The sequence below is a fragment of the Leptospira johnsonii genome, assembly GCF_003112675.1.
GTDB classification, from domain to species: domain Bacteria; phylum Spirochaetota; class Leptospiria; order Leptospirales; family Leptospiraceae; genus Leptospira_B; species Leptospira_B johnsonii.
In genome coordinates this window covers 135,045-147,839 of the sequence record NZ_BFAY01000012.1, presented here as the reverse complement: position 1 = coordinate 147,839, position 12,795 = coordinate 135,045, and the positions used below count along the sequence as shown (strand labels likewise).

The following is a 12,795-nucleotide window of genomic DNA, read 5'->3' as shown; positions in this document are numbered from 1 at the left end:
AGAAGGGCGATCAATCTATATCTAAGATCAAAAGAGTGATATCATCCTGGATGGAGGTTTTAGAAATAAAATTTTGGAGGTCTGAAAGTATCCTTTCCGCTTGGATCTGAGGTTCAAATTGAGAATTTGACCGGATAGATTGTAAAAATCTTTCCTCTCCATATTCGGACTTATCCTCGTCGAACTGCTCGTAGATCCCGTCTGAAAAAAGAAAGATCCTATCTCCGGATTCTATTTTATATTCTTCGGTTCTATAAGGATAATCTTTTACGAATCCTAGAATAGCGCCTGTTTTAGGCATCTCTTCCATCTGATAAGAACGTACTAAAAATTGGGAGATATGACCTGCAGACGCAAAATACACTTTTTTCTCAGACAGATCCACATCGCAGATCGCTCCGGTAAAATAGAGTGTTTTATATTTATTTAAAATAGAGTTATTTAACTCGGAAAGTATCTCTCCCGGTTTTTGCAAAGATGATTTCAGGCTTTCGTATTCTCCCTTGATCGCCATGGTTACCAATGCAGCTTGGACTCCATGGCCTGTAGCATCCGCCAAGAAAAATCTATACCTTCCATTACTTAATACGCATATATCGTAAAAGTCGCCTCCTACTTCGTCCATCGGCAGATAATTGACGGAATATCTCAGACCTGGGATATTTTTCAGTTCTGGAAGGATACTTCTCTGGATCTTTTGAGAATACAACATATCCTTTCTAATAATAGAAAGAGATCTGGCTAATTCTTCCGTTCTTTCGTTTACCTTTCTTTCCAGTTCGGAATTCATTCGAGTGATGTCCTCGTACAATTTCGCATTTTCTAATGAAATCGCGGCCTGAGCGGAAAGTATTTCCAAAATTTCTAATCTATGTTCGTCGAAAATTCCTGCGGTAAGTCGATTTTCTAAATAAAGAACACATAATGTTCTTCCTTGTTTTGTGATCGGCATACACAACAAGGACTTAGGCTTACTTCTTTTGACATAAGGATTTACAGAATAGAAAGAATCCTTTGCAGCATCCGAGATCAGGACCTTCTGTCCGGAACGAAAACAGAAATACACTACTTCCAAAGGAAGCAGATGTCCCGCCTCGTCTAGAGAAATAGGCTTAGGCAAAAATCCGGGTTCTTCTATATCCGAACCCGCCATCAAGAACAGTTCTTTGTTTTGAGGAAGGATCAAAAAACCTCTGGTTGCCGCAGCATTCTCCATGATGGTGCGAATGAGTTGCCTGAGCAATTCACCTAGCTCGATCACTCCTGAGATACTTTGAGAAGCCTTAAGAACAGTTCTCAAATCCAAACTGAAAGATGTAGAGAGAATGGAGTCCGCTAGGATTTTTTCCGCGGAACGTTTCGGAGTACCTTGAGGGCGGAGCAATTCTCCATATTCGTCCCTGAGTAAATTTACGATAGATTTGGCTCCCCATGATCCATAGAGCCTTACCGCATTTTGCATTAGGAATTTTCCGTAGGAAGTCCTACCCTGTATTATATTCCATTCTGCCACATGTTGGTAAACCACTGCCTTTCTGAAATCATTCGGTTCCGATTCAACCTGTTGCATCGCCATATCGAAATATTCGGACGCATTTTCTTTTCTTCCCGCGTAATCCTCGTAAAGTCCCGCCAAAACAAAATAGAATAATTGAAAACTAGGCGGATAGATCCTTGACCAAAGTTTAAATAAATATAATGAATACCTAAAAAAGAATTTTTCGGTCAGCTTTAATTTTTTCTTACGTAACTTTAAAAGACCTAAGGATCTATAAAATCTGTATTCGGAATAGATGAACATGATCCTGGATTTTTCCAGATCCGAATGGTAATTTTTGAATATTCTCTCCGCTTCTAAATAATAACCCGATAAATATGCAAGGGATCCGAATAGTGTCGCATACCAGGAATTAGCGGTTCCATTCCCCGCAGAGCCCAAAATTTTGGACTCGAATTCTCGATCGGTGTACAAATTCTCCCTATACCGGACGGTTTCGGTAGATTTCCCCTCTAAACGATCCAAATAAGAATCGGAAGAATGTAAAAGGATCATTAGAATATCATAATTTAGCTTAGAGCCTCTTTCTAGATTTTCTTTGATCTTTTCTCTATAAGAAACAGAGTTCTCCGCAGAGTATAACTGGTTTGTATTTTGGGAAAAAAGTGCAAATGCAGCCCAAAGATAATCCCCATACTGCATACATTTATGAAAAGCTTCTTCCGTATAATCCACTATGGAACGAAAAGGATACATGAAATAATCCAGAAGAATGGTCCGACCGAACACGAATCTTCCGTAGAGTTCATCTGATTTAAACTTCTTTAATATCTTTTCAGCCAAGGTCCAATATCGCATGGATTGCTGGAAATTTCCGTTGATGGAAAGTAATATGGATCCGAATCCTGCGTATCCAAAAAAACTGAAAGGAGCATTCCCTTCTTTTAAGGTAAGGTTGATTAGCTTTAAATAAATATAAGCCATCACCTTCATATCCATATGTTTTCCATAATTCAGAAGGTTGACTAGTATGTTCAAAGCTTCTGTTTTATATGGATCTTTGCTGTCTTTTGCCTGTACTAATTTTTCGGGAGATCTTCCTCTACTGTAGAAGATCATCTTCAAAACTTCGCCGAATACAGCTAAAAATCCCGGCTTTTCCTTGAAACCTATCCCGAGCGATTGTAATGCTTTGATCCCTATCTTAGATGCGGAATCCAAATCGTTATAAACGTTCATCACCTCTAATTGCATTAGGTAAATGTCTGCTTTCTCGGAAGGACTGTGTAGTTTGGATAGTAAGTCGGATACTATCTTATCCGCTTCTTCTCTTCTGGATAAGTAATATGCGGATTCCGCTAAAGACTTTATGATGTGGATCGCATTCTTTCTATCTTTCTGCCAATATGAGTCTTTGAGTTGAGAAGCTAGTAAGCTAAAAAAAGAATAAGAAGATTCGTAAGCAGCACCGGCTCTTGCAGAATTTCCGGCAAGTATCGTATAATGGAAGAAGTCTTCATTCTCCTGTCCGTTCGTATATAACTCTCTGGAACGTAAAAGATGATTTGCAATATCTAAGATCTGTTCAGATCCACCCGAAGTTTTCTCACGTTCTATCAGTAATTTTGCAAGTGTGTTATGGATCCTAGCTTTTTCTGGGGAGTTTGTGGCGTCCAAAATACTTTGGATCATTCTATCGTGAGAAAAATGGAATTGGATATCCGATAAAGAAGAATACATTCCGGACTCTTCTATCTTTTTTTGGGAAATATATTGTAAGGCTGGAAATAACATATTTCCAGATTCTCTGTAAAATACGATCCCTTCTCGAATCGCCTCTCTTATCCCTCTAGACAAAACCCCAGGCCTGGTCTTGAAAAAATCGTACATATCTTTCAGATCGAATTTAGCTCCGATACAGGCCCCTACCCTCAAGACTTCCAGAGTTTCGTCCGGAAGTTTTCCCACCTTATCCAAAAATAGATCTAGAACGTTATCCGTAACCGCTCTTTGTAAAAGTCTATCCCAGTCCACTCTATGATAAGCGGTTTTGGGATCAAAGCTCAGGCACCCTTCTTCGTATAAGGATCTTAAGAATTGGTGCAGAAATAGAGGATTTCCTCCCGTTTTGGAAACTAGAACTTCTGCAAGTCGGTTTGCATCCTCTGCAGATACATGGATACTATCGGACACATATTTAAAAACGCTATGTTCGTTTAGAGGAGAAAGTCGTATTTCCCTCAGATCCAGACCTGGAGAGCCTTGTTTTACGTTGATATTTGGAAAAAAATCCGCATCTTCGGAACGACTAGTTAAAACGAAAAGTAATCCTTCCCAATCTTCGCTATTCAAAATAAATTCTAGTAATGAGAGAGAGGCAGAATCCGCCCATTGAAGATCATCTACCAAAATGATGGCGGGATTTTTTCGATCAAAACAAAGAGTCAAAAACTTAAGAGCGACTGCAAAGAGTATCTTTTCGTCCTTCTGCCTCTTATTCATTTTTGCAGGTATTTCAATTCCCAATGTTTTTCCAAGCTCCGGCAAAAATTGGGTCAGGATCTCTATATTATCCCCTAGAGTTTCCCTCATAAAATTCTTAAGTAGAATGATCTCTTCTTCTTTTTTCTGCAGGATCCTTCTTAAAAGATCGTCCATGATCTGTCGAAATGCGTAATACGGGATCTCTTTTTTATCTTCTTCGAATTTTCCTCGTAAGAGAACTACGGAATAAATATCCAGGTATGTGATCGCATCTTCTACTAGAGCTGTTTTTCCGGTACCTGATTTTCCCCCTATAAAGATAGCGGACCTTCTTCCGTTAGTTACATTCACTATACCAGATTCGATCTCTTTTCTTTCACGATCTCTATCATAGATCCGAGGAGAATCTCTAAAGCCTACCTTTCTTTCATAAACTCCTGGAACGAACTCCGACAGCTTACGCTTGGACTTTAAAGAATCTTTAATACTCTTTAAGTCATGGATAAGATTTTCCAAAGAGAAGTATCTCTCTTCAGGCATCTTGGAGAGCAATTTGTCCACTATGGTTGAGATTGCTGCAGGGAAATCTTCTCTCTTCTTCGCTAAAGAAACAGGAGATCTAGCAATATGATAATGCACCATCTCCAAAGGATCTTCCGTTTCAAATGGAGGGGCGCCGGAAATCATCTTATAGAACAAGGCACCTAAAGAATATGCATCCGATCTGAAATCAACCGGACGATTTAGTCTTCCCGTATTCTCAGGAGAACAATAAGGTAAAATATCGGAAGTATACCTTAGAGGCGCATAACTTCCTTTTTCCGAAAGAAGGAAGGAAGCTCCTCCCAACCACGCCAATTTAGTTTCTCCGGTATCCGGATTATAGAAAAATGCTCTTGGAGAAATTTGGTTATGAACGATCCCGAAAGAGTGTAGCTTCGCTAAATTCTCCGTGATCGCCAGGGCCATATCTAAAAAAGTTTCTAGAGAAATAGACTCAGCTAAACTTTGGTGCAGAAGTTTAGAAGGAATGTTTTCATACACCAGACAGATACCGTCCGAATTTTCGAACATATCTTCAGGCTTTAGAATACCAGGATCGCTGACTAGTTTTCCTAATTCGAATTCATTCAGAAAATACACCGAAGAGGTTTCCTTCCCCTCCGGTCTCTGTATCCGAATGATCTTTGGCTCTCTAGCCCTACCGAATTTCCCCCTATAGGTTTGGGAAAAACTGTCCTCGTACAACAATTCCCCCAATTCATAAGGAACTCTGTCTGTGGACAAATCCTGCATAGTTTCCAATTTTATATTTTTCGAAACCGAAAGCCGATCCCGAATCCCACCCGAACTGAATTTTAAAGTTCACACTTTAGCGGGCGAATACTTTTGGCGTGTAAAGATCCAAACATAATATATGTCTGCTATTGTTCCGAGTCCGCTCAATGTTTGAACAAAGTACTGCTCCGGAAAATATTGAAAGATGAAGATCGTAAAGAACCCATTGCCTAAAAACTTTGCCCAAGAAATCGGATATGAGAACATGTTCGGATTTCCGGTTTTTAGATACAGGATAGGATACATCACCGAAATGATCAGACTTAAGATATAAGCCGAATTAGATCCGGTAAATAGATCGTAACCTCCTTTGTAGTAGGTATAGATCAATAATCCCCAAGACACCACCAAAATGCCCAAGAGGAATTTATATCCCTTGTCCGACAATGGCAAGGAAATTTGTTTTTTACCGAATCGGATCACCTGATAGAAAATCACTATATCCAATACAAATCCAAGTCTATAGCCCCAGAGTAATATTGCACCCATGGGTTCTTTAAAGAAGAAACCCCATAATAATTCCCAAATGATGTTCCCGCAGGCGATAAAAACGGGCATCTCGACGAATTTTTTCTTAAAAGGTTCTATTAGAAGAACTGCATACATATAGGCCCAGAAAACTACACCTAAAAGCAGGCAAATATTCTCAAACAGAGTATAACGTCCGAAGTACTCCGGATCCGTTGCTAAGGTCTGCCAAAAACTCATCCTTTTATAGTCTCCAATTCTCTCTTAATGAAGGTGGGATCCAAAACCTAGCTTTTTTCCCGCCGTAATAAAAATGATCCATAGAAAAAAGGAGTTTGGAAGCAAAATAAGCGACTAACTTTCCGAACCCCTCATCGCCGTCTACATGAGCATCGACATCCTGAAAGATCCTTTCCATAAAAAATCCCAAAGGATTTTTAGGCGGCCATCCAATACCTAACACTTCACTTGTTTTTTGTCCCATATATGTTTGCAGAAAAAATAATGGAAGATTATCGAATAAATTACCAGGAAGCATGTATTCCATAAAGTCCAACAAAGATTTTGCAAGTACCTTACCCGCATCCGAAGGTTTTTGTTGGTCGTTAAATATGGACTCACCTAAAGAATGTGCAGCATCGTATCCCTCGGGACAAAGTTCAGGTTTTACTCCTATAAAATGGCCCACCACTCTCCATAAATGAATGTATGCGTCTTTTTCTTCCTGAGTTAGTTTTAAAGAAGACTGCGCCAAACCTTCGAGCACCAAACTGGAGAATGATTGTAGAGTACCCGCCATATCTTCCTGGTTGATCGGTTGTCCCCAAGCAGGATCCCAATCTTTTCCCTTCCCAAGAAAATAACGTATAGATGCGTGCATCAATCTTACTTTCTGGGCGGTGCGGATCCCTTTTCCTTGAGGCGCCAGTCCATTCTCCTGCGCAACTGAGATCACAAACTGAGTGGTTTCCATGAGTCTACGATTGACCCCATCTATCACTCCATTCTGTTCTATTAATCTTCCGGTTTTGTAAAGTACTTGTGCCCCATCTCCGCAAGAATACGCCATTGGAAGAGACTTTACACAAAGCATCATCAGGATCTGAGGACCATAAGTGGAGAATAACTGTTCTCCTTTTGCGATCTTGTTCTTGTCTGCCCAAGAAGGAAGATCTTCCGTCTCATAAAAATATTTTTCTAGATAGTCAGGCAAACCGGGAGGGATTGGATCCGAGTTCTTGGAAAGCGCATCAAAAAAGAGCATCGTTTTCTGTCTGTCAAAAGCTGATTCAGTAAAATATTTCGTGACAATCTCGTCTGCCAATGGATCAGTTTCTTTTCGTAATGCGCGTAACTCGCTCGAATTCATTCTAAAACTAAAGCCTCTTATCAGGAATGCGCCAGTTTTATATTTTGATTTTTAAAAAGAAAGCACTTGTAAAAAAAACCGTAACGAATTCCTTGAAGCATGCTTTTTGGATCTAGAGTTCACAAAAAATTTTCCCTATTCTTCTTAGCTATAATTTCTTTCCTGGCTCCTAAGTTAGAAGCCGTAGGACTTTTCCAACCTTCTCATAACGCGAGATACGGCGGTATGGGGGGAGTGAATTTAGCCATTGGGGGATCCCCCATGGACATAGGGACTAATCCGGCTAACTTAAGTCTCAAAAATCGAAAAGAGTTGGAGTTCGGAATTTCTTTACCGTACATCCGTACAGTATACAAAGACAGGTTCTTAGATCCGGACCCAAATCTTTCCTACGAAAACTCGGAATCCTATAACGTGCTCGCCCCGCTTCCCTATTTCGCGATCCGAATTCCACTCGGCGAAAAATGGACTTACGGCGGAGGGATCTATATACCGGGCGGAGGAAATGGAGAAGTTTCCGGACTTACAAGGATCACGCCTAACGGCCAAAGTTTGAACAATTGGTCGGGAATGACTCTCCCAAGTCCGATAGGAGATTCGAAAAGAATACAAGAAAGTTATTCTTCTACTTTTTATCTAGTCAAATCCACTCATGCACTCTCTTATAAGATCGGCGGACTTTCTATAGCATTCGGAGTTGAAGGAATTTATTCCAGACAGATCGCTTACCAAAAGTTTTATGATATTACGGGAAATATTGAAGTGCCCGGCCAAGGTTTTGATTATAGAAGTAAAAGTGCATACGCACTCGGCGGGATCTTCGGGACTACTTACCAGATCACCGAAACTTTAAAGATCGCTTATTCTTACCAGACTTCCGCAAAAGTTCCTTTGGATGGAAGTATGCAAGTTGGTCCTTATCCAAGTAGAACAGGAGTTTCTGCGACATTTGCAGTTCCAGAAAGACATGGTTTAGGTTTTTCTTATGGAACAGATACCTTTAAGATCGGAATAGACGCATTATATTATAATTATTCTTCTTATACTTCTACCTATAAACAAACATTAGCCGCTCCTGTTTTTCCGACTGCGTTTGGACAAACGAACGTGATCCCTCAGAATTTAAGTTATCACGATTCTTGGGCTTTGGGAATAGGAGGAGAATGGATCGTAAACGATTGGACTTATAGACTAGGTGCAAGGCATAACTCAGGAGTCTTAAGATCGGAAGGAACGAATGCGCTACAAGCAGGGATTATGGTCCAGGATCTGGTCTCAGGTGGTTTCGGATATTCTACCGGAAAATGGAAATTCGATTTTACTCTTTTATATTATCTTCCTGCAAGAGTTTATAACGGAGGTTCTGCAGATTGGAACTTCAATCATGCTGTATTCTCAAATGACGATATCCGAGTGGCGGAATTCAAACATTCTTTAAGATCGGATATCCCTGCGATATTATTGGGAGCCAGTTATTCTTTTGATTAAGATTTTTGAATGGAGCCTTCTTTTATTAGAAGAACGGAACTCGCCAGAAGACAAAACGCGATAAAATCGAAACTGAACGCTCCCACTTGTCCAAATTGCCAAGCGTATCTTATGCTATTCCAATGTTCTGGGATAGTATGAGTAACGGGCCATTCCTTAATTTGAGAAGCGGCCGGTGCCACAAATAAAAACCAAACTCCTAAAGAAAAAATAAAAGAGAAGCCGCTCAAGACAGTATAACGAAAGGACCTTGTTCCCCTGGAAAGGTAGGCGATTGTAAAAATAAGAAGAATGGAACCTATCTGCACGATAGGACCTATGATCGCAAAATATTTATACAAGCTTGTCTGCACTTGAAAATACAGATCAGCTTCCCAATGCAATTTAGGCCCAGCCTCCATTACATGTGCAAATCTCATTCCTAAAGTTAATGCGGCTAAAATAAGGGCGACAAATCGGATCTTAGATAACATATCAGGCTCCTTTCCATTTTCTTTAATTTCTGCTTCGAACCAAAAAGGTTACCGAATTTCCATAAAAAAAGAATCCATTTTCATTTGAATTTTTAGAAATAAACCTTATCACAGCTCACTATGGATTATAAACATCTGAGTTTGGAAAACAGGGACGGATTGTTGATTGTGCTATTAAACCGTCCAGAATCCAATAATGCGTTAAATATAAGGATACGAGACGAATTAGAATCGGTTTTTTCGGAATCCAAAAAAGATCCTAAGGTCAGAGGGGTCCTTTTAGGAGCGAACGGCAAAAACTTCTGCAGCGGGTACGATCTGGAAGAAGTAATCGAAACAAAACTGGATTCTTTCCGCCACCGTATTTTAGAATATCATTATGAACTTTACTCTTTTCCTAAACCTCTGGTGTGCGTATTAAAAGGTTTTTGTTCTGCAGGAGGTTTTGATCTCGCACTTTCCGGAGATTATATTCTAGCCGAAAAGAAAACATTCTTATTCCGACCTGAAATTCGTTTCGGAGGTCCTCCTTTGATCATCACTCTCGCAAGAAAAGTAGGTCCGACAAAAGCATTATCCCTAACATTATTAGGAGATCCAATCCGATCACAATATGCGCTGGAGTTAGGAATTATAGACGAAGTCGTTACGGAAGGTGACTCAATCGCAAAAGGTCTAAAAGTATTGGAGAAGCTCTCCCAATGGGATTCAAATCTTATCCGGGCAGAAAAAGAGATCTCGAATAATTTTTTCCAAGGAAATCTTCACGAAAATCTAAAAAAGGAATTCGATCTATTCAAAGAGTTTTTGGAAAATCCAAACTTTCTGAAAATTGTCTCCGAATATGCAAAATCTATTAAGCAGAAAGTCTGACTACGGATTGTTTTGGATAAATTCCGAAAGAAGTTCCGCAAGTAGTTCACCTTTTTCTTCCTGTAGAAAGTGTCCTGCTCCTTGGATTACCGTATGTTTTTGCCCTTTTGCACCTGGGATAGTTCTTCTAAAGAAAATATCTCCACCCTTGGTAATCGGATCCGAATCGCTGAACATAGTTATAAAAGGTTTTGTCCAATTTTTATAAAACATCCAGGCTTGGCGGTTCCTTTCCGTTTCTGGATTATCAGGAGAGATCGGAACTAAAGTAGGAAATTTTCTAGCTCCCGCTTTATAAGACTCATCCGGATAAGGAGAATCGTACGCATGAACAATATCGGGACTTAATTTACTCACACATCCGTTTTGGATGATCTTTCCTACCGGAAGTTTACTGACCTCTTGGGAGAAACGAAGCCATTTCAAAAAATCTTCCTTAGGAGGAATATCTCCCGTAGGCAAAAAAGTATTCGCAGCGCATACTCTAACAAATCGAGAATCCAACTCCGCCACAGCTCTTAAGCCCAAAAGCCCTCCCCAATCTTGACAGAAGAGTGTGATATTATGCAAATCCAAACCTACAATAAAGTTTTTCAGCCATTCCACATGATTTTTATACGTATAAGTTCCTAGATCCGTGGGTTTATCCGATTTTCCAAAACCGATCAGGTCAGGTGCGATCACTCTATAACCTTTTTCTGATAAAGGAGGTATCATCTTTCTGTAAAGATAAGACCAACTAGGTTCTCCATGTAATAATAAAACCGTCTCTTTTGCACCCTTAGGACCCTCGTTCACATAATGCATTTTGAATTCTCCTACTGAAATAAAATGAGGAGAGAAAGGATAATCCTTTAAGTTGGAAAAACATTCGGAGGGAGTTTCTAAATAAGTTTGCATACCAAATCTACCAGAACGGATGTACTTTATACAAGGGCTCAGATCATAGATCCTAGGGGAATCTTGTCAAACTTCTTCCCAAAAAAGTCGAGTAACTCAGATTTTCTGATTTTAAAAACCTGGAAGTAAGATCTTGTAGGACCTCCAACAAAGAGAGTTTTATGTTCGGAAAAAAAGCACAGAAAGTTACGATTTACACTTCATTTGTTCTATTCGGTTTGTTCTTATTGGTTTTATGCCAAACAGCCTGTTTGAGCTCCTTCGGAGGAAGCCCGAGCGGGACTAGACTGGACAAAATGAAAACTTCCAAGATGTTCCATGATGGTAAGTTCGAAAACGATCCGTTTGTTCCGATGCTTAGCTCCGGAGATTATATAGGCGTTATGAAAAGGCAACTTTTCGGCTCGGAAGTGAGGATTCCCCCCTCTCCTATTCCTGTCCAAAAACCGGACTTAAAAACTTTTTCAGATCCTGTAACACCAGGACTCAGGGCAATTTGGTTCGGACATTCTTCCGTGCTGGTCGAGATAGACGGGATACGTATTTTCACCGATCCTGTTTTTTCCGGGAAAGTTTCTCCGTTTGAAAGTATCGGCCCCGGGAGACTTTTCCCTTTACCGTTAGAACTATCAGAACTTCCTAATATAGATGCGGTCGTGATCTCGCACGATCATTACGATCATCTGGATATGACTGTTGCTCAATTTTTAGCAAAGAAGGGTACAAAATATTTCGTTCCCTTGGGTATAGGTGCTCATTTGGAATCCTGGGGAGTACCGGAAAACCAGATCATAGAACTGGATTGGTGGGAGAAAGGGAATATTAAGAATATTGAAATTATCTGCACTCCTGCAGTTCATTATTCAGGAAGAGGCCTATTCAGCGGGAAATCCACTCTCTGGTCTTCCTGGAGCCTGATTGGACCTAAACATAAATTTTTCCATAGCGGGGATACCGGTTACTCTTCTCATTTTACTGAGATAGGTAAAAAGTTAGGACCATTCGATCTAACTTCAATCAAAGTTGGAGCTTATGATTGGACCTGGGAAGGAATTCATATGAGTCCTGAAAGCGCTGTCCAGGCCCATTTAGATCTCAAAGGTAAAACTATGCTTCCGGTGCATTGGGCGACTTTCAATCTTGCTATTCATTCTTGGGATGAACCAATTTTGAGAACAAAACAAGGAGCCGATCAAAACGGTGTCCGCCTAGCCACTCCTAAACCGGGAGAATGGTTGGACCTACAAAAGGATCCGGTTTCTGAATCTTGGTGGGAGAAAGTAAAATAGTTTAGGAAAACTTTCTTACCAATTCCAATCTGGAATTTACATGAAGTTTTCTGAATATACTTTTGATCTGCACTCTGACTGTCCCTTCTTTAGTTCCTAGAGAAGTGGCAATCTCTTTGGTTCTTTTGCCGTCCACGATCATATCCAATACTTTCTTTTCGCGATTAGACAACACCTCTACTTCCTTATGGGAAGTTTTACGAAAAGAATGGATGACTCTGGCGGCAAGCCCGGGAGAAAGTATCCCTCCTCCTTCCAAAAGTATCTCCGCTTTTTCCTGGATATCTCCTACATCTTTTTTTAATATATATCCTATCGCTCCTGCTTTTAATGCCTTGAATAAAGCTTCTTCGGATTCGAATGCGGATAAGATCGCATAATTTGTTTTAGACTCCGTATAATATCTTTCTAAAAGAAAATCCAATCCGCTCTTGCCGGGAAGATCTATATCCACGAATACCAAGTCGTAGGGAACATCCTTGTCCTTGGGGAATTCTTCGGCGGAGTTATAAACTTCTACCTTAGTAACTCTATTCAATTTTTTTAATCTTTCTTTGCACTGGCTCGCAAATACTGGATCGTCTTCTAGGATCGCTATTTTATATAATTTCACGA

General features: G+C 40.1%; 9 protein-coding genes. 3 read left to right on the top strand and 6 right to left on the bottom strand.

Annotated features, from left to right (window positions below; genetic code table 11):
* Nucleotides 1–10: 10 nt before the first annotated feature.
* The 3 genes from LPTSP_RS17835 to LPTSP_RS17825 form a co-directional block, all read right to left on the bottom strand.
* Nucleotides 11–5,278, bottom strand: coding sequence for a trifunctional serine/threonine-protein kinase/ATP-binding protein/SpoIIE family protein phosphatase (locus LPTSP_RS17835; protein ID WP_174704497.1), 5,268 nt, complete (start codon nt 5,276–5,278; stop codon nt 11–13).
* A 69-nt stretch (nt 5,279–5,347) separates the two neighbouring features.
* Entirely contained in the window at nt 5,348–6,028 is a 681-nt protein-coding gene (locus LPTSP_RS17830; RefSeq protein ID WP_108930097.1) for a transmembrane-type terpene cyclase, read from the bottom strand.
* Nucleotides 6,029–6,032: 4 nt separating this feature from the next.
* The gene (locus LPTSP_RS17825; RefSeq protein ID WP_108930096.1) at nt 6,033–7,157 is read right to left on the bottom strand and encodes an oxygenase MpaB family protein; all 1,125 of its coding nucleotides are present in this window, start codon (nt 7,155–7,157) and stop codon (nt 6,033–6,035) included.
* A 99-nt stretch (nt 7,158–7,256) separates the two neighbouring features.
* On the opposite strand from LPTSP_RS17825, the gene LPTSP_RS17820 reads away from it, so the two are divergent.
* The gene (locus LPTSP_RS17820) at nt 7,257–8,645 is read left to right on the top strand and encodes an OmpP1/FadL family transporter (protein WP_108930095.1); all 1,389 of its coding nucleotides are present in this window, start codon (nt 7,257–7,259) and stop codon (nt 8,643–8,645) included.
* Here the strand turns inward: LPTSP_RS17820 and LPTSP_RS17815 are convergent.
* The gene (locus LPTSP_RS17815; protein WP_108930094.1) at nt 8,642–9,118 is read right to left on the bottom strand and encodes a hypothetical protein; all 477 of its coding nucleotides are present in this window, start codon (nt 9,116–9,118) and stop codon (nt 8,642–8,644) included. The genes LPTSP_RS17820 and LPTSP_RS17815 overlap by 4 nt on opposite strands.
* A gap of 120 nt (nt 9,119–9,238) precedes the next feature.
* On the opposite strand from LPTSP_RS17815, the gene LPTSP_RS17810 reads away from it, so the two are divergent.
* Nucleotides 9,239–9,991 carry an enoyl-CoA hydratase/isomerase family protein gene (locus LPTSP_RS17810; protein ID WP_108930093.1) on the top strand — a complete coding sequence of 251 codons (753 nt, stop codon included), beginning with the start codon at nt 9,239–9,241 and terminating at the stop codon, nt 9,989–9,991.
* Here LPTSP_RS17810 and LPTSP_RS17805 read toward each other — a convergent pair whose 3' ends face one another.
* On the bottom strand, nt 9,992–10,891 hold the full coding sequence (locus LPTSP_RS17805) for a haloalkane dehalogenase (protein WP_108930092.1): 900 nt from the start codon (nt 10,889–10,891) through the stop codon (nt 9,992–9,994).
* A 161-nt stretch (nt 10,892–11,052) separates the two neighbouring features.
* Here LPTSP_RS17805 and LPTSP_RS17800 point away from each other — a divergent pair, with 161 nt between their 5' ends.
* A complete protein-coding gene (locus LPTSP_RS17800) occupies nt 11,053–12,180 on the top strand; it encodes an MBL fold metallo-hydrolase (protein WP_108930091.1) in 1,128 nt (375 codons plus the stop codon).
* A gap of 1 nt (nt 12,181) precedes the next feature.
* Here LPTSP_RS17800 and LPTSP_RS17795 read toward each other — a convergent pair whose 3' ends face one another.
* Nucleotides 12,182–12,793 carry a LuxR C-terminal-related transcriptional regulator gene (locus tag LPTSP_RS17795; RefSeq protein WP_108930090.1) on the bottom strand — a complete coding sequence of 204 codons (612 nt, stop codon included), beginning with the start codon at nt 12,791–12,793 and terminating at the stop codon, nt 12,182–12,184.
* Nucleotides 12,794–12,795: the final 2 nt, after the last annotated feature.

Bases quoted from the DNA above. Each gene is read 5' to 3' on its own strand.
- LPTSP_RS17835 (WP_174704497.1), bottom strand. From the start codon at position 5,278: ATGCAGGATTTGTCCACAGACAGAGTTCCTTATGAATTGGGGGAATTG.
- LPTSP_RS17830 (WP_108930097.1), bottom strand. From the start codon at position 6,028: ATGAGTTTTTGGCAGACCTTAGCAACGGATCCGGAGTACTTCGGACGT.
- LPTSP_RS17825 (WP_108930096.1), bottom strand. From the start codon at position 7,157: ATGAATTCGAGCGAGTTACGCGCATTACGAAAAGAAACTGATCCATTG.
- LPTSP_RS17820 (WP_108930095.1), top strand. From the start codon at position 7,257: ATGCTTTTTGGATCTAGAGTTCACAAAAAATTTTCCCTATTCTTCTTA.
- LPTSP_RS17815 (WP_108930094.1), bottom strand. From the start codon at position 9,118: ATGTTATCTAAGATCCGATTTGTCGCCCTTATTTTAGCCGCATTAACT.
- LPTSP_RS17810 (WP_108930093.1), top strand. From the start codon at position 9,239: ATGGATTATAAACATCTGAGTTTGGAAAACAGGGACGGATTGTTGATT.
- LPTSP_RS17805 (WP_108930092.1), bottom strand. From the start codon at position 10,891: ATGCAAACTTATTTAGAAACTCCCTCCGAATGTTTTTCCAACTTAAAG.
- LPTSP_RS17800 (WP_108930091.1), top strand. From the start codon at position 11,053: ATGTTCGGAAAAAAAGCACAGAAAGTTACGATTTACACTTCATTTGTT.